This window comes from Hoskinsella mucinilytica, from assembly GCF_045223415.1.
GTDB classification, from domain to species: domain Bacteria; phylum Bacillota_I; class Bacilli_A; order Erysipelotrichales; family Erysipelotrichaceae; genus Hoskinsella; species Hoskinsella mucinilytica.
In genome coordinates this window covers 1-16,345 of record NZ_JBEQZJ010000060.1, presented here as the reverse complement: position 1 = coordinate 16,345, position 16,345 = coordinate 1, and the positions used below count along the sequence as shown (strand labels likewise).

The window sequence follows — 16,345 nt, the reverse complement described above, 5'->3', positions numbered from 1 at the left end:
ATTTTCATGTTTTCACCCCTTCTTCCATGACATTTGCATAGGCATATAGAAATATGATAATAACCGCAATAGGCCATTTACCAATGGTTGCCATACTTGTTATCAGTTGTTGTAATTGCGCTGTGCCAAACCCAACAGATGCTGTGAAAAACTGTGCAGTAAGGAACAGAAAGAATAGCATGATCAATATCATATTGCAGGATCGAATCAAGAAAAGATTTCGTTTTTCAAGTACTTCGATATACTCAGATAAATGCTCCATTCTTTTTTGCCTTCTTTTGATTGCGTATATTTCTTCATTTAATTGCTCAATGGGTGCTTTGCAAGCCATGACACAATCTCCTCTCTATCGACGTTATCTTTTAATATAGATTTTGAAATTCCCTCATCCAGATAATAAAGACAAGGTGAAAAATTAAGGTTCATTTCAAGATTCAAGAGACTGATATCCTCTTGTGCTTTCACACTTTCTTCTTCATCATCAGGTAAAACGATATCTTTTTCCTTCAACAACATGATGGTGATATTTTGTTCTTTTGCGATCTCACTTAATTTCTTAGAAAACGCTTCATTATATCGATCTTCTTTGGCATAATATACATAAGCACTTTTTGAATTTCGCAAGATACTCGCTACATCATTTAAAGAAGCCTTTTTCAAATTTTCTTCTGTGATGGTATAGGTTATTTTGGTATCCTCAATGACATCCCCATCAATGAGTCCACATTCGATCATGAAATTTTGCCAACTGATTTCACTCACTGCACCATTGATTGTTTTTTCCACTTTGCCATCTTTATAATAAAAGCATTGAGGTACGCTTCCACTAAAATGTGGCACGATGTCTTGAAATTTCAAATAAGCTTGACTTGCATCCTCTACTCGATCACCTTGCTCATTGAGCTTCAATTCATATATGGGAACGACATCCCTTTCTCTAAAATATGCTACTAGTGTTCGACGCATTAAATCACTATCAGTGCTATTTTCTTGTGTTACCATTAATATAAAATCATTCTTATCAGATATTTTCTGTGATAATTCATCAAAACTTAATGTATCTAACTTACTGTTTTCCATGGTGATATCAGCGTTCATTCTATCCGTGGAACAACCACTGGTGATTACCATCGTAATACCAATAACAGAACAAAACCGCCATAATCTTTTTTTCAACATTCCATTTTGTCTCATAACCGCAACATCATCCTTTTTGTAACCGTTTTAGTGTTTGATTTCTGTCACATTATAAAACAACAATTCTCACACATACAAATTTTTGGTTACTAGCCATTTTCATAAATACCTTGCATTTTCCTACAAAAAAAGATTCAGATTTCATCTGAACCTGAACCCTTCTTTTCTTTATATATCATGTTGTTCTAATAGTGAAGGAACCCGTCTACTATTTGTCTTTTTTTTGATATTTTGTAAATAATATTTTACTGCATAAATGGACATATCCATTTCGTCTGCGATTGCTGATCTACTATAGCCTTTCTTATGCATCAAATAAATTTGAAGCTCTTTTTCATTGAAATGAAATACCTTGAATTGGATAAAGGTTTGTATTTCTTTTTCTATTTTCTCGATCTGTTTACTATGTGGTAATAAATGTAAAATGTCTAATACCCGAGAACCCTGTTCTACGATAGGCGTCGTTATTTTATCCTTGATACAATGATTTAATGCAGAAGCCATACATGCCGCTGCTTCTTTTTCTTTTCCCATATAATACAAAGCGATGGATTCATAAAGATCGGTATAAATATCACCAAATACATGATGTTGATTTTGATAAAACAATTTCATCTTCTGAGATAAGGTATAGAGTTTATCAAATTTGTCATGATATATAAAAACTTGTCCTTGCGCAATATAGGAAAAAGAATGATGTGCAGCATCGATCACTTCTATCTCGATATTTGGATCCATAACATCCTTCGCCTTCATTACATTGGTAGGCTGTAATGCTAACAAATAAGATAATGCACTTTCTATTTCTTTATTCAAAAATACATTCCTACTACGTTCTTTCTCTTTATCTAGAAGATGAAGAACCTTTGTGAAATTCTGTTCATCATGGGCAAGAATACTGGCTCTTCCCAATGTAAACATCGAACAAACACACATATAATGTATCTCATATGAAAAAGCGCTATGATATGCTTTTTCCGCAAGCATTCTTGCATTTGCATACTGTCCTTTTTCCAATTCATATTCTGCTCTGCTTTGTATATCGATAGCAGTATTCAATCCTTGCGTGATATCTGCATAATACTTGATTTCTCTTTCCATGAAAGATATCAAATGTTCACAATCTCCCGGTTTAATCAAATATTGATATAATACATGAGGACTTCCAAAAGATACTACCATATCCGGTTTTGATATCACTGAAACATTGGGATAAATATAAGAGTATGCTTTTTTGAAATGTGCACACATATCATATAAATTATTATAAGCCGCATAACCTAAAAATAATTCTAACTCTCCTAACAAAGCATTTCGTGTCTCACCGGCTTCCATGCTTTCAATATGAAGTTGTATTTGATTCAACATTTCTAACCCTTTTTGCGGATTAATTGCCAATAAATAATCACCCATAACTTGCATAAATACAAATACATGTTTTAATAGTTTTTCCATTGGTAATTCTTCATAGATTGCTTGCATTAATTTAGGTCTTAGATCATAATACATGGCATCAGGATATTTAGATAGTATGAAAAGCATCATATCGCTATCATTCACTTCAAACGCAAATTCAAGGGATTCTAAATATTTTCCCTTTTGAATAAGCCATTGTAAATGCATACGATTCAATTCCTGACGATTGATCCTACTGGCATTTAACTTTTGAACTAACAATTTACGAAATAATGGAAGAATATGAAATGTTTCATAACCTTCCCCCTCCTGAAAAATAAAATTACTCTCACCTAAGGAAACGATTTTAACGGTTAAACCTTTGTCTTTTGTCAGATAATAAACCTGATCAAGTTCAAATGTCTTTAAAAAAGATATTTTCATAAGTGAAATGATTTGTTTAGGAGAAAAGTTCTCTAACAATATCTTTTCCATCAAATCTCTTACCCCATTGATTGGAACATTCGGCATCTGTTTGATTGGGATACATTTCATAGCCGCAACCCATCCGGCACAGATTTGGTAACAGATTTCCACATCTTTTGCTGAATGTTCTTGTTTTAAATTCTTATAAAAGATATCAATTTCCGATGCTTGAAACAAAAAGTTTGATTGATTTAATATAGATCCTCTTCCTTTTTGAACATATTTTAACATCTTTTTTCCCGGTACCCTTGTATGAATAAATATAATCTTTAAGATACCTTTCCCATGAGAGGAAAGCTCCCAAAACAAATCCAATAATTCATGAATGTTTTCTTCCCCGCCCCCCTGAAACACCAAAACAAATGGTGCTTCTCCCCCTTTAAAACATTTTGCATATTCCCTAAGTTGTTCTTCTTCTATAGGATAATTCTTCATCCTTTCGCTAAATCCACATCGATCTTTTATCTTAATATAAATCGTTTTCCAGATATCTTCTTTTTTTTCCTGCTCTCTTAATTTGAACCATTGATAATTAATGTGCTTATCATTTTTCAGATACTTTTTGATTGCTGTTGATTTTCCACATTCATCTACACCATAAGCGTAAATAAAGGTTTTTGATAACATTTTTTTTAACTGAACATTTACTTGCTTTCTATTCACATGTTTCATAACTACTCCTCCCAGTCACTTGACGTACTCCATCTGCATTATAGAAAAAAGGCTTCTTTTTTTCATTATTTCGGTTACTAGCCATAATAGTACTTTCCTACATTTTTACGACAAAAAACCATTTACAATGATATAAAACCACTCCATCATTCACAATGGAAAATTTAGGTAATTTAGAATTAGTTATATATTGTACATTAATAATAGTACACTATGTTTAGTTATTCAAGCAAAAAAAAGAAAGTATTCTATATGAAGAATATTTTCTTAGATTATGAAACATAAATAAATTTTTCAGAAAATTTCAGAATCTTCCTACAATTTTCTACATAAAATGCCTTTGTCTTACTTTATAATATAAATGATTTGCGAAATGATGGAGGAAACCCTATGAATCAAACAGAATGTAGAGCATACATATCAACAGCTTACCCAGAATTATTAGTCAATTTTGACAGAATTGCGCCAGAATTATTCGCTTGTGAACTCTTTCAAAAAGAGTCGATGGATGCCACCGTTCAACTGCTTCAATTTATCGCTCATAAACAAACAAAAAAAAGCCCATTCTCTTAAGAGTGGGCAATCTTTTTAATTAATAGATAACAGATACGTTAGAAGCTTGATCTCCACGATCACCTGCAACGATATCATAACTAACACTTTGGCCTTCTTCTAAACATTTGAATCCACTACCATTGACATTTGAATAATGTACGAAGATATCTTTTCCTGTATCTCCTGTGATAAATCCAAATCCTTTGTCTGCATTAAACCATTTTACTTTTCCTGTACTCATATTAGTACCTCCTTATAATGTATAAGAAGCCACTCAAGATATAAAAAATCACATAAATGTAAATTGATAGATCTGAGAGATAATTACAATTTACATGTTATGTGAATCATAGTTATTTTGCTTTTTATTACTTTCTAAGTATAACACAGAAAGATGAGAAGTAAAGCTTTATTTTAAAATCACATATTTCATCATAATTCAAAAAAAAGGAAGATTACATTTCTTCCTCAATTCCACCTAACATTTCTAATAGACGATTCAAATCATCATTTCCTTCATATTTGATCACGATTTGTTTTTCATCTACTTTAACTTTGGTCTGAAATCTAGATTGCAAGCGCTCTTCCACCTGACCTAGATGAATATCCTTTGGCTTTGGTTCAGGTTTCTCTTTCGGCTCATTTAATTCCTTTACTAACGCTTCTACTGCACGTACACTCATATGAGATGCTATTGCTTTATGGGCAACCTCATCCATCAAAGTACTATCCTTCAAACCAAGCAATGCACGAACATGTCCCATACTTAATTCACCGTTTACAACATAATTCTGTACTTTCTTAGGAAGTTTTAACAGTCGAAGCATATTAGCAACATGCTCTCTTGATTTTCCAATTCGCTGTGCCAATTCTTCCTGTGTATAATTAAGCTTTTTAATCAGCTTCTCATACCCTTGAGCTTCTTCAATTGCATTTAGATCCTCTCGCTGTATATTTTCCAACAAGGCGATTTCCATCATTTGTTGATCGTCTAATTCCATTAGAATTGCCGGTATCTTTTTTAATCCAGCTAACTTACTAGCACGAAGACGTCGTTCCCCGGTAATTAATTCATATCCCTTTATGGCTTTCTTTACCAAAATCGGTGTGAATACCCCATGTTGCTTGATGGACTCGCTTAGTTCATGTATTTTTTCGTCATCGAAATTTTTACGAGGCTGATATGGATTTGGTTTTACTTCATCAACAGCTACTTCAAATTTATCTTTCGCATGCTCATCTGTTTTTCCCTGTTGAATATCTTCCAATACGTCGTTGACATCTTCACCAAAAATAGCGGCAAGTCCTTTTCCAAGTCTTGGCGCACTATCCTTTTTTGCCATAGTACAACCTCCTTATTTTTTCTTTTTATTCATCTTAGAAATTTCATTTGCTAAGCCTGCATAGGCTTTCGCTCCTTCACATCGCACATCATATTCAAAGATTGACATGCCACGGCTTGGTGCTTCACTTAGCTTAACATTTCTAGGTATGTAATTCTTATATACTCTATCTTTAAAATGCTGACGTACCTCTTGTTGTACCTCAACACTTAGTTTGGTACGTGCATCATACATGGTCAATACAACACCTTCAATTTTTAAATCTTTATTGAACAATTGTTGTACAAGACGTATGGTCAATAAAAGCTGTGTAACTCCTTCTAAGGCATAATATTCACATTGTACAGGAATAATGACAGAATCTGCGGCTGTCAAAGCATTGGTATTCAATAACCCTAGACTTGGCGGACAGTCAATAATGATGTAGTCATAAGCATCTTTTACTTTGATCAGCTTATTTCTTAATAATTCTTCTTTTCCTACCTCAAACTTGACCATCTGCAAATCAGCTCCTGCAAGTGATATATTAGCCGGAACGATATCGATTGGTGGAGAACTTAATTTTTCTTTTACATCATCAACTTCATAATCTTCCATGATGAGGTTATAAACAGAAAGTTTATCTTCTCCAACTTCTGCGCCTACACCTTGTGTTGCATTTCCTTGCGGATCAAAATCTACTAATAAAACCTTATTACCTAAGTATCCCAAACCCGCAGCTAGATTGATCGAAGTTGTTGTCTTCCCAACGCCGCCCTTCTGGTTGGATACTGCTATGATCTTTCCCATAGAATCTTACCTCTCTTATTTTGGCAGGCGGATCGTGATAATCACATCATCTTCCGTTTCCTGTTCTTGTATCTCTGCTGTATTTCCAGCTCGCTCAACCATAGCAACAGCTTGATGTATTGTATTAATTGCAATCTTTAAATTACGACTAATACCCTTCAACATGACTTTCTTCTTGCTACCTTTTGGTTGTGCTTCTTCCTTTAACATTTTCTCTGTTTGCGCAACTGTTAAACTCTTTTTAACTATTTTTTTCAATGCCTTTTTTTGTTTCTCTTCATCAAGCCCCAGCAACGCTCTTGCATGGCGCTCACTAATGTCTTTGGCACTAACAGCATTTTGTACTTCTTCATTCAAATTCAGTAAGCGTATTTTATTTGCTATACTGGATTGGCTTTTTCCTACACGCAAAGCTAATTGAGATTGATTGATTCCCGCATATTTCATGATTTCCACATAGGATTTTGCTTCTTCAATTGCACTCAAATTCTCTCTTTGAATATTTTCTACCAAAGCCATTTCTGCCATCTGAATTTCATCAGCATCCATAATGATTGCCGGAACCTCAACAGCCCCATTTAATTTCATTGCTCGAAATCTTCTTTCACCTGCGACAATTTGATATGTCCCATCGACTTCTCGCACAGTTAACGGTTGTATCAATCCATTTTCTCTAATTGATTGAGCAAGATCCATTAATGCATCATCATTAAATTCTAAACGTGGTTGATATGGATTAGGCTCTATCAAGTCGATAGATATCATTTTTGACTCTTTCATACTATTCCTCCTCATAAGGGATTCTTCTTGATCTGTGCAAATGCACGAGGATATTTCTTTGGTGTAGGTTTTATTTTCTGAAATACAAAATTAACTCTTTTAGAACCATCACTTAGCTGTTTATGATTTCTTTGTACTTCTTTACATCCGAGTAAAGTGATTGCTTTTTCAGCAAGCAGTAATTCCTCATCACCATTCGCACCCTTCATTGCGATGAAATAACCATCCAATTTCACAAGCGGAATACATAATTCACTTAATACAGGTAAATTTGCTACTGCTCTTGCACTAACAAAATCAAAACTTTCTCTATGGTCTTTTGCATAATCTTCTGCTCGAGCATGTACACAATCTACGTTGATATCCAATTCTTTGCATAATGCATTTAAAAAATTCACACGTTTTCCAAGTGTTTCCACAATCGTTACCTGAAGATCAGGATACATAATTTTTAAAGGAATGCTTGGAAAACCAGCTCCTGCCCCTACGTCACAGAAGCTTCCTTTTATATTCATATCAAAAGAAGGTAGGATCGAATCTAGAAAATGTTTCTCATAAATTTCATCTTCATCAGTGATAGCAGTAAGATTCATTTTTTCATTCCATTCAACTAGCATCTTTGCATATTGATGAAATTGTTCTTTCTGCCTATCAGAAACAGCAATGCCTTGTTGCTGCATTGCTTTGAAAAAGTCATCTTTTTGGAATAATTTAGACATACGATCCCTCCAGCATCTACTATTATAACAAAATTCATGTAGTAACAAAACTTAAACTTTGTGAAATTTCTATATCGAGAAGTGAAAATCATAGTTTCATTATTCTTTTAAACAAGAAACATGTAATTTCTATCAAAACATTGCCTAATACAAATACTTTTCAGTAATTATTAAAAAAATTAAAAATAATTTAGGATTTTCGTACCTGTTTTACGTATTTATATATATAGGAGGGCATTTTATGGTACGAGTATACATACGTGCTGGAAAAAGGAACAAAGGAGATCAAGTTCATGAGTGAATGGTTCATTCTTTACCTAGTAGAAGAACTGACTTGTATCGTTCTAATGCTAGTTTGGATGATCGTCAATCTTGTACTGAAAAACAGTAAAAGAAAAAAATAGTCTGATTCTGCAAAGATTGGGCTATTTGGGGGAATTGGGAGAGGGATTCTACACTGTAACTTTGTTCCAAAACTGGTACTCCTAAACGTCTAAAAGGGATGAAGCACCACCTTCATCCCTTTTCATCAGTCTTATTGACTGATTTCTAAAACTGGCATTGTCATTATAGCTCATATATAGTTTGAAAACAAGTAGTAAGGTGATTTTTTTCACTGACTGCAAAATCTTCTTCTTAGTGCTTTCAAATGTTTTGTAGTTTGTAAAGTGCTTTGTAATAGAGCTTAAGAATTTATTGTCTTTTCAATAAAATTTTAAAAAAAATAAAAATAATTTAGGTTTTTCGTACCTGTTTTACGTATTTATATATATAGGAGGTCATTTTATGGTACGAGTATACATACGTGCTGGAAAAAGGAACAAAGGAGATCAAGTTCATGAGTGAATGGTTCATTCTCTACCTAGTGGAAGAACTGACTTGTATCGTTCTAATGCTAGTTTGGATGATCGTCAATCTTGTACTGAAAAACAGTAAGAGAAAAAAATAGTCTGATTCTGTAAAGATTGGGCTATTTGGGGGAATTGGGAGAGGGATTCTACACTGTTACTTTGTTCCAAAACTGGTACTCCTAAACGTCTAAAAGGGATGAAGGTGGCGCTTCATCCCTTTTCATCAGTCTCATTGACTGATTTCTAAAACTGGCATTGTTATTATAGCTCATATATAGTTTGAAAACAAGTAGTAGGTGATTTTTTTCACTAACTGCAAAACCTTCTTCTTAGTTCTTTCAAATGTTTTGTAGCTGTGTTTCTAAAATTTTGTAAAGTGCTTTGTAATAGAGCTTAAGAATTTATTGTCTTTTCAATAAAATTTTAAAAAAAATAAAAATAATTTAGGATTTTCGTACCTGTTTTACGTATTTATATATATAGGAGGTCATTTTATGGTACGAGTATACATACGTGCTGGAAAAAGGAACAAAGGAGATCAAGTTCATGAGTGAATGGTTTATTCTTTACCTAGTAGAAGAACTGACTTGTATCGTTCTAATGCTAGTTTGGATGATCGTCAATCTTGTACTGAAAAACAGTAAAAGAAAAAAATAGTCTGATTCTGCAAAGATTGGGCTATTTGGGGGAATAGGGAGAGGGATTCTACACTGTAACTTTGTTCCAAAACTGGTACTCCTAAACGTCTAAAAGGGATGAAGGTGGCGCTTCATCCCTTTTCATCAGTCTTATTGACTGATTTCTAAAACTGGCAGTGTTATTATAACTCATATATAGTTTAAAAACAAGTGATGAGTATAGAAAATAAAAAGAAAATGATATTTTGAAATCATTTTCCTCTTTTTTGTATAGCAACAATTATGAATGCGCTACTTTTATTATGATAAGATTTTATCTTATCATTGCATTAATTTATATCTTCACCGTTTGTAGAAATCACTTTTTTATACCAATCAAAGGATTTTTTCTTATACCTCTTTAATGTACCTTGATTATAATCATCTAAATCTACATAAATGAAACCATAACGCTTATTCATTTGTGATGTTGAAGCACTCACTAAATCAATACATGCCCATGAGGTATATCCCATTACCTCAACACCATCTTTAATGGCTTCCGCAATCGCTTCAAAATGTTCTTTAAAATAATCAATTCGATAATCGTCTATAACCGTATTATTCTGATTTAAGGTTTCTATATATCCTAAACCATTTTCAACTATCCATAACGGTTTTTGATAACGATCATATAAATCAATCAAAGAAATTTGCAAACCCTTTGGATCAACTTGCCAACCCCATTCTGTAATAGGTAAATACGGATTTTTTACACCCTTGGTTAAATTACCTCCAACTTTTTCTCTTTCTTTTGCATGGATACTCTGCACCATGGACATATAATAGCTAAAAGAGATAAAATCAACGGTATGAGCTTTTAATATCTCTTCATCTCCTTCCTTAAATATGATATGAAACTCCTGATCTTGCCATATTTTTTTTATAAACAAAGGGTATTCTCCACGAACTTGCACATCAGTATACAGAGAATTAAATCGATTATCTTTTTGTGCTAAATATACATCACCAGGATGACAGGTTTCTGGATAAGTCAAAGTCTTTGTTATCATACAGCCTATCTGATTCGCCGGATCAATTTCTTTTGCATATTTAGTAGCCAAAGCGCTTGCAACAAATTGATGATGAAGTGCTTGATAAATTGCTTCTTCCTCTTGCTTTTTATTTTCATAACGTTCTTCTAAAATGCCTACAGTTGTAAATGGGTGACGGAATACACTGTCAATTTCATTAAATGTAAGCCAATATTTGACAAGTCCTTTATATCGTTCAAAGCAAATCTTAGCGTATTTTACAAACATATCAACTACTTCACGGCTTGCCCATCCTTCATACTGCTGAGTTAAATAGAGTGGCATTTCATAATGAGATAATGTAACAAGTGGCTCTATGTTATATTTCTTTAAGGTTTTAAATACATCCTCATAATATGCTAATCCTTTTTCATTCGGTCTTTCCTCATCTCCTTGAGGAAAAATGCGTGTCCAAGCAATAGATAATCGTAATGTTTTGAATCCCATTTCCGCAAATAATGCGATATCTTCTTTATAATGATGGTAAAAATCATTACCATGACGCTTTGCATAATATACTTCATCATTGCTTTGCATTGCATCTTCTATATCTTGCTGAGTTACTTTCCATTGTGCTTCATAATCTTTTTTATCAACGTCAGGTTTGAATCTTGCTACATCTGCTACACTCATTCCTTTACCATCGACGTTCCATGCGCCTTCACACTGGTTGGCTGCAATTGCGCCACCCCATAAAAACCCTTCTGGAAATCTTGCCATAATTTTCTCCTTCATCTTTTTATATTAGAAAGAACATCTACTCTTTCTTATACTTCTTTTTCTACTTCCGATTTTTTTGCTTCTTTATTTGACATGAGTACAAATGGGATCCAAACAATAGTTGTTACAACTAGAATAATAAATTGTACGACAACACCTTGCCATCCATGACCAACAAAGGCGTTGAATAACACGGGAATTCCAAAAGGAACATCTACTGTATTACAAGGCATAAAACCAATATTCGTTGCTAACATTGCTATACCTGTCGCAATTCCACTATTGAAAATGAATGGAATAGCAAAGGTAGGATTTAATACTAGAGGAAGACCAAAAACAACTGGTTCACTAATTCCACAAATAGCAGGCACAATACTCAGTTTTGCAATCATTCGATGATCAGAACGTTTTGAGAATATAAAGATAGCAATCAGCAAGGATAAAATCATACCTGCGCCACCAACCGTAACAAATGCAATCCAGAATCCTGCTGTTACTGGCTGATTTGGTGTAAGTCCAGCCGCCAATGCTGAAGTATTAGCTGCAACAGCTGCCATACATAGAGGATTACGTACTGGAGAGATAATTAAACCACCATGGATTCCTAAGAACCAGAAAACCTGCGAAATGATCACAATTCCAATGATTCCAACAGGGCTTTGGAAAATCGCTTCCATTGGTGCTTGAATCACTGTATAAATTAGTTCATTGATATAATTTCCACTCGTTAAAACTACTAACTGTCCTGCAACACCAATCAATACAAGTGTTAATAAAATTGGAATTAATGTATTGAAAGATTGAGAAATCATTGCGGGAACACTTGGAGGCATCTTAATTTTAATCTTATCGATCTTCATAAATGCACCAAATAGTTTCTCTCCTACAATTGCAATCAACATACCAATGAATAATCCTTGCGCTCCAAGGGCTGAAGTAGGAATACCAGAGCCACTTACTATTTGTTCAATACCTTCTACTGCCATAGTAACAGCTTGTGGTACAACTGCAATATAAGCACATAATGCTGCTGCCCCTGTTAATTGATCTGGTAGTTTATCATGCCTTGCAAGATTCATTGCAATTAAGTAAACAATAGGAATAGCCATAAATGACATTGTCGCAAAATTAATTGCAGTAAAGGCTGGTGAAATACTGCTTAATGAAGGTATAAACTTTGCAAGACCAGCAGTTGTTGAACAAACAAGTGTATTCAACAATGTTGCAAAGGAACCAATCATGATAAATGGCATATATACTGTAAACGCATTTTTTATTGCACTTAAATATTGATTGTCATCCACTTTTTCCGCAATTGAAATCAAACCATCTTCAAATTTTTCAGAAAACTTTGCCATTTATTTTCCTCCTCTCTCTTTTAAAGCTTCTGCCTGTTTTAGAACTGCTTCTCCATTACAAGTTCCATAGGCAACTGCGTCAATAACTTCGATTGGCGCTTTCCCATCTACGATCTTTGTGACTTTTCTCATAATATGACGAACTTGAGGTCCAAGTAACAATACATCAAAATTACCTAACTCATCTTCGATTTGTGTTTGATCGACTGCCCATATTTTATAATCTGTCTTCCCCTGTTGTTTTGCTGCTTCTTGCATTTTTGATACAACTAGGCTAGTTGACATACCAGCACTACAAGCTAACATAATATTCATTTTGATTTTTCTCCTTTTATTACATCTTTTAATAACTCATATATATGAATAAATTCCTGAGCCTGATCAACCATGATCATCGCTGTTGTTAAATGATCCTGTGCATGTACCAATAATACATCTACATTCACATTTCCACCTTTTGCTACACTTTGTATTAATTCTGTTTGTGTTTGATGTGCTATTTTTAGATTTTCCTGAGCCTCTTTTACCAAACGTCTAGCTTCTTCAAAATTAAATGCTCTAGCTTCTTCTATTGCCATTAACGATTTTGATTTTGAATCCCCTGCGTGTAAAATTAACCCAAAGGATGTTTCATAATTACTTTCATCCATATAAACCCTCCAATCTTTTCCATGTTTTGTGCACGCTACATGTTGTTTGTCTTTTGACACTCTTATCATAAGATATAACAAGTCCTGGCTCCAGCGGTAGTTTTTCCTTTTACAATGTGGAAAAACTGTATGTTTTATATTTTTCCACATTCATTATGGAAATAATCGGATAGAGACATCATAGCAAAGGTGACAACGATCCAAATTTCTGACTTCAAATTACATGATACTATGGACTTTAAGATAGTTGTATACCATAGTTAACACCACAAAAAAGGATGTCGTTAGACATCCCCCTTCGTCTCATGAAATTCTAATACTAATTCTTCTGCATATTGAACTACAGCTTTTCCATTTAATGTACCATAATCTGAATCACGAATAATCGCTACAGGTATAGTACCTTCACAAATTTTTTTCACTCGTTTCAGTATGTGGCGAACCTGTGGTCCTAATAATACAACATCTACCTCTTTTACTTCTAATTCATTTTCCAAAATACCTTGGTCTACTGTCCAAATATTATACTTTTTATGTTCTTTTCTACAGTATTGACTCATGCATTCTACTAGCATACTTGTAGACATTCCTGCACTACATGTTAATAAAATATTCATATCTTTCATTCCTCCATTTCTAGTTGCTCCTCTATATTGTGAAACATTTGTAGTAATACATTAAAATCTTTCCCTTGGATGATTTCTTTGACATAATCCTTGTTCATTAACAATTTACTAGTGATTTTATAAAATTGTTGTAAATTACGATTCATATTATCTTCCATTGACATTAAATAGATTAGTTGTACTTTTTTCTTATCCCAAAGTATCGGTTTGTTTAAAACCATGATACAAACAAATGTCTCTTTGCTTATAGCTCGATAAGGATGAGGAATTGCCACCAAGTTACCAAATTCGGTAACAGCTTGTTTTTCACGCTTCATTACAGCATCATAGAAATTATCTGGAATTTCTTTAATCTCTCTTATTTTTTCAACCATTTTTTGCAATGCTTCTTCTTTATTATTGACTTCAACATTAATCAAAAAAAGTCTTTGATCAAAATATTTTGAGATCGATGAATTGTGATCCTTACTTAATAAAGTTTTTACTGCCTGAATATCCCGATCTTCTAGAAAAAATTTTACTTCTAAAATAGGAACAGGAACTTTAACTTGAATAGGTACCGTAGCAATAATGTAATCAATTTTATTAAAATCTTGTTTTCCAACACTCATGGTATCACAAGTATAGATATTTTCAAGATATTTTCCGAATGTTTCTTTATACTTATAAACGAGAAGTTGTGCAGTACCTCTTCCTGTACCACATACAATTAAAATATTCTTTTTTCTTTTATTTACCTTTTTACGTTCCAATGCCAAATTGAAATGGAGCGCAAAATAACCTATTTCATCTTCTTTTATTTCCTTATGGTAACATTCTCTTAATACATCACTTGCTGCTACTGCAATATTATATGCAAGCGTATAACGGTTTTTTATTTCTTTCAATAATGGATTATGTAGAATAATATCATATTCCATTCTAACTTTAAATGGTACTAAATGAAGTGCTAACATCATTCTTAAATCAAAATCATCTAAAAAATCAATTTTAAAAGCTTCATATACTTCTTCCAGCATATGTGAAACCGTTTCATTAACTTCATCACTGATAACCATATTATCCATTACATTATCAATTTCGATAGTTTTCTTTGCAGCTAAATGTATCGCTATATAACCAATTTCAGAATCTGGAAATGTTTCGGAAAAAACTTGCTCCATTTGACTAACAATTTCTTCTGCCATTCCATACTCTACTTCTTTCTGCAAAGTTTTCAATTGCTCATCTTCTAATGGTACATAACAATTTCCCTGAATTCGTTCTATAGCAATAAAAATATGTATGATTAAATTTTGAAAGGCTACTTCTGACATTTTAAATGCATGTTTATCGAAAGTTTCTTGTAATATATCTCCAATTTTTTTCAAAATGCTTTGTTGACTTTTTTTCATATCCTTGTTAACAATGCGTTCAATTGCTGAATTAGCAATACAAAGACGAAAATCAAATTCACGACCCTCTACACGTACACCATAGTTAGGTTTGCTTACTAATTTTAAATTATATTGTTCTAAATATTTCCTTACTTCTTTCAGATCTTGTGATAAACTTGATTTACTAATAAATAAAGTGTCACATAAATCATCTAGTTTTACATAACGTTCAACATGTAAAAGGTACTCTAATAAATAATGCACACGCTCTCTTGATGTTATAGGTAAATTTTCTTCATCTTCTTGATATAATTGATCAAGATATTTTTGAAATTTTTTACGATCCTTTACATGTAATATATTTCCTATCTTAGGCTTGCTAATGATTTCTGCTCCATAATGTAAAAGTACCTCATTCATTTCTTTTAGATCATTGCGTATTGTTCGATCGCTTACATGAAAAACTTCTGCAAGCGATTGTGAAGTACGATATTCATTTTCCGATATATGCAATAAAATATCTCTTTCTCTGTTACCTCTCATAAACAATATCCCTTCTTTTTCAATTTTATTATAACATGCCCAAATAGATACTTCCATTTGCTAAATTTCCTATTCTAATGTGGAAATCTAATAAAGAGGTTGTTTGTTTTTTATATCACTTTAAAATTCGCATATAAAGCATCTCACTAAATTTCTTCTGACTTGAAATAACTTTCTAATTTACTTAAAATCACATTCTTTAAGATGATTATATTTTACATTGAAAATTCCCTTATTGCACAAAATTTTCCATAGGAAATTTAGTAAAAGATTGTCTTTTAGTAAAAATTATAAAAATAATTTAGGATTTTCGTACCTGTTTTACGTATTTATATATACTACCTAGTGGAAGAACTAACTTGTATCGTTCTAATGCTAGTTTGGATGATTGTCAATCTTGTACTGAAAAACAGTAAAAGAAAAAAATAGTCTGATTCTGTAAAGATTGGGCTATTTGGGGGAATAGGGAGAGGGATTCTACACTGTTACTTTGTTTTAAAACTGGTACTCCCAAACGTCTAAAAGGGATGAAGGTAGAGCTTCATCCCTTTTCATCAGCCTTATTGACTGATTC

The 16,345-nt window shown here is 33.0% G+C and carries 15 protein-coding genes; 1 reads left to right on the top strand and 14 read right to left on the bottom strand.

The genetic code is table 11. The annotated features are described in order from the left end of the window. Positions 1 to 4: 4 nt before the first annotated feature. The 3 genes from UGRO018_RS16295 to UGRO018_RS16285 all read right to left on the bottom strand — a co-directional run bounded on the left by UGRO018_RS16295 (position 5) and on the right by UGRO018_RS16285 (position 3,750). Positions 5 to 331: a hypothetical protein gene (locus UGRO018_RS16295; protein ID WP_416327566.1), complete on the bottom strand. Its 327-nt coding sequence runs from the start codon at positions 329 to 331 to the stop codon at positions 5 to 7. After that, on the bottom strand, positions 301 to 1,194 hold the full coding sequence (locus UGRO018_RS16290) for a hypothetical protein (RefSeq protein ID WP_416327565.1): 894 nt from the start codon (positions 1,192 to 1,194) through the stop codon (positions 301 to 303). The genes UGRO018_RS16295 and UGRO018_RS16290 overlap by 31 nt, the downstream gene beginning before the upstream one ends. 171 nt (positions 1,195 to 1,365) lie before the next feature. Then, the gene (locus UGRO018_RS16285; RefSeq protein ID WP_416327564.1) at positions 1,366 to 3,750 is read right to left on the bottom strand and encodes a helix-turn-helix transcriptional regulator; all 2,385 of its coding nucleotides are present in this window, start codon (positions 3,748 to 3,750) and stop codon (positions 1,366 to 1,368) included. Between the two features lie 390 nt (positions 3,751 to 4,140). Between UGRO018_RS16285 and UGRO018_RS16280 the strand changes: the two genes are divergently transcribed. Beyond that, positions 4,141 to 4,323, top strand: a complete 183-nt coding sequence (locus tag UGRO018_RS16280; RefSeq protein WP_416327563.1) for a hypothetical protein — start codon at positions 4,141 to 4,143, stop codon at positions 4,321 to 4,323. A gap of 19 nt (positions 4,324 to 4,342) precedes the next feature. Here the strand turns inward: UGRO018_RS16280 and UGRO018_RS16275 are convergent, their stop codons facing one another. The 11 genes from UGRO018_RS16275 to UGRO018_RS16225 form a co-directional block, all read right to left on the bottom strand. Then, positions 4,343 to 4,546: a cold-shock protein gene (locus UGRO018_RS16275; RefSeq protein WP_416327562.1), complete on the bottom strand. Its 204-nt coding sequence runs from the start codon at positions 4,544 to 4,546 to the stop codon at positions 4,343 to 4,345. A gap of 214 nt (positions 4,547 to 4,760) precedes the next feature. Further along, the gene (locus UGRO018_RS16270; RefSeq protein ID WP_416327561.1) at positions 4,761 to 5,648 is read right to left on the bottom strand and encodes a ParB/RepB/Spo0J family partition protein; all 888 of its coding nucleotides are present in this window, start codon (positions 5,646 to 5,648) and stop codon (positions 4,761 to 4,763) included. Positions 5,649 to 5,660: 12 nt separating this feature from the next. After that, positions 5,661 to 6,437 carry a ParA family protein gene (locus UGRO018_RS16265; protein WP_416327560.1) on the bottom strand — a complete coding sequence of 259 codons (777 nt, stop codon included), beginning with the start codon at positions 6,435 to 6,437 and terminating at the stop codon, positions 5,661 to 5,663. Between the two features lie 15 nt (positions 6,438 to 6,452). After that, positions 6,453 to 7,217 (bottom strand): ParB/RepB/Spo0J family partition protein, encoded by a 765-nt coding sequence (locus tag UGRO018_RS16260; RefSeq protein ID WP_416327559.1) that lies wholly within the window; start codon positions 7,215 to 7,217, stop codon positions 6,453 to 6,455. Between the two features lie 11 nt (positions 7,218 to 7,228). Continuing rightward, on the bottom strand, positions 7,229 to 7,936 hold the full coding sequence (gene rsmG / locus UGRO018_RS16255; RefSeq protein WP_416327558.1) for a 16S rRNA (guanine(527)-N(7))-methyltransferase RsmG: 708 nt from the start codon (positions 7,934 to 7,936) through the stop codon (positions 7,229 to 7,231). 1,818 nt (positions 7,937 to 9,754) lie between these two features. Further along, positions 9,755 to 11,218: a glycoside hydrolase family 1 protein gene (locus tag UGRO018_RS16250; RefSeq protein WP_416327557.1), complete on the bottom strand. Its 1,464-nt coding sequence runs from the start codon at positions 11,216 to 11,218 to the stop codon at positions 9,755 to 9,757. A gap of 47 nt (positions 11,219 to 11,265) precedes the next feature. Next, positions 11,266 to 12,576 carry a PTS sugar transporter subunit IIC gene (locus UGRO018_RS16245; RefSeq protein ID WP_416327556.1) on the bottom strand — a complete coding sequence of 437 codons (1,311 nt, stop codon included), beginning with the start codon at positions 12,574 to 12,576 and terminating at the stop codon, positions 11,266 to 11,268. After that, positions 12,577 to 12,891, bottom strand: a complete 315-nt coding sequence (locus UGRO018_RS16240) for a PTS sugar transporter subunit IIB (RefSeq protein ID WP_416327555.1) — start codon at positions 12,889 to 12,891, stop codon at positions 12,577 to 12,579. Beyond that, positions 12,888 to 13,226, bottom strand: coding sequence for a PTS lactose/cellobiose transporter subunit IIA (locus UGRO018_RS16235; RefSeq protein WP_416327554.1), 339 nt, complete (start codon positions 13,224 to 13,226; stop codon positions 12,888 to 12,890). Before UGRO018_RS16235 ends, UGRO018_RS16240 begins: the two co-directional genes overlap by 4 nt. Before the next feature lie 284 nt (positions 13,227 to 13,510). Next, positions 13,511 to 13,843 (bottom strand): PTS sugar transporter subunit IIB, encoded by a 333-nt coding sequence (locus tag UGRO018_RS16230; protein WP_416327553.1) that lies wholly within the window; start codon positions 13,841 to 13,843, stop codon positions 13,511 to 13,513. A 5-nt stretch (positions 13,844 to 13,848) separates the two neighbouring features. Next, the gene (locus tag UGRO018_RS16225; RefSeq protein WP_416327552.1) at positions 13,849 to 15,828 is read right to left on the bottom strand and encodes a BglG family transcription antiterminator; all 1,980 of its coding nucleotides are present in this window, start codon (positions 15,826 to 15,828) and stop codon (positions 13,849 to 13,851) included. Positions 15,829 to 16,345 lie beyond the last annotated feature (517 nt).

What these genes read in the sequence shown, in the direction of transcription:
- UGRO018_RS16260 (WP_416327559.1), bottom strand. Translation starts at nt 7,217, where the DNA reads ATGAAAGAGTCAAAAATGATATCTATCGACTTGATAGAGCCTAATCCA.
- UGRO018_RS16230 (WP_416327553.1), bottom strand. Translation starts at nt 13,843, where the DNA reads ATGAATATTTTATTAACATGTAGTGCAGGAATGTCTACAAGTATGCTA.
- UGRO018_RS16225 (WP_416327552.1), bottom strand. Translation starts at nt 15,828, where the DNA reads ATGGAAGTATCTATTTGGGCATGTTATAATAAAATTGAAAAAGAAGGG.
- UGRO018_RS16265 (WP_416327560.1), bottom strand. Translation starts at nt 6,437, where the DNA reads ATGGGAAAGATCATAGCAGTATCCAACCAGAAGGGCGGCGTTGGGAAG.
- UGRO018_RS16250 (WP_416327557.1), bottom strand. Translation starts at nt 11,218, where the DNA reads ATGGCAAGATTTCCAGAAGGGTTTTTATGGGGTGGCGCAATTGCAGCC.
- UGRO018_RS16295 (WP_416327566.1), bottom strand. Translation starts at nt 331, where the DNA reads ATGGCTTGCAAAGCACCCATTGAGCAATTAAATGAAGAAATATACGCA.
- UGRO018_RS16290 (WP_416327565.1), bottom strand. Translation starts at nt 1,194, where the DNA reads ATGAGACAAAATGGAATGTTGAAAAAAAGATTATGGCGGTTTTGTTCT.
- UGRO018_RS16235 (WP_416327554.1), bottom strand. Translation starts at nt 13,226, where the DNA reads ATGGATGAAAGTAATTATGAAACATCCTTTGGGTTAATTTTACACGCA.
- UGRO018_RS16245 (WP_416327556.1), bottom strand. Translation starts at nt 12,576, where the DNA reads ATGGCAAAGTTTTCTGAAAAATTTGAAGATGGTTTGATTTCAATTGCG.
- UGRO018_RS16280 (WP_416327563.1), top strand. Translation starts at nt 4,141, where the DNA reads ATGAATCAAACAGAATGTAGAGCATACATATCAACAGCTTACCCAGAA.
- UGRO018_RS16240 (WP_416327555.1), bottom strand. Translation starts at nt 12,891, where the DNA reads ATGAATATTATGTTAGCTTGTAGTGCTGGTATGTCAACTAGCCTAGTT.
- rsmG (WP_416327558.1), bottom strand. Translation starts at nt 7,936, where the DNA reads ATGTCTAAATTATTCCAAAAAGATGACTTTTTCAAAGCAATGCAGCAA.
- UGRO018_RS16285 (WP_416327564.1), bottom strand. Translation starts at nt 3,750, where the DNA reads ATGAAACATGTGAATAGAAAGCAAGTAAATGTTCAGTTAAAAAAAATG.
- UGRO018_RS16275 (WP_416327562.1), bottom strand. Translation starts at nt 4,546, where the DNA reads ATGAGTACAGGAAAAGTAAAATGGTTTAATGCAGACAAAGGATTTGGA.
- UGRO018_RS16270 (WP_416327561.1), bottom strand. Translation starts at nt 5,648, where the DNA reads ATGGCAAAAAAGGATAGTGCGCCAAGACTTGGAAAAGGACTTGCCGCT.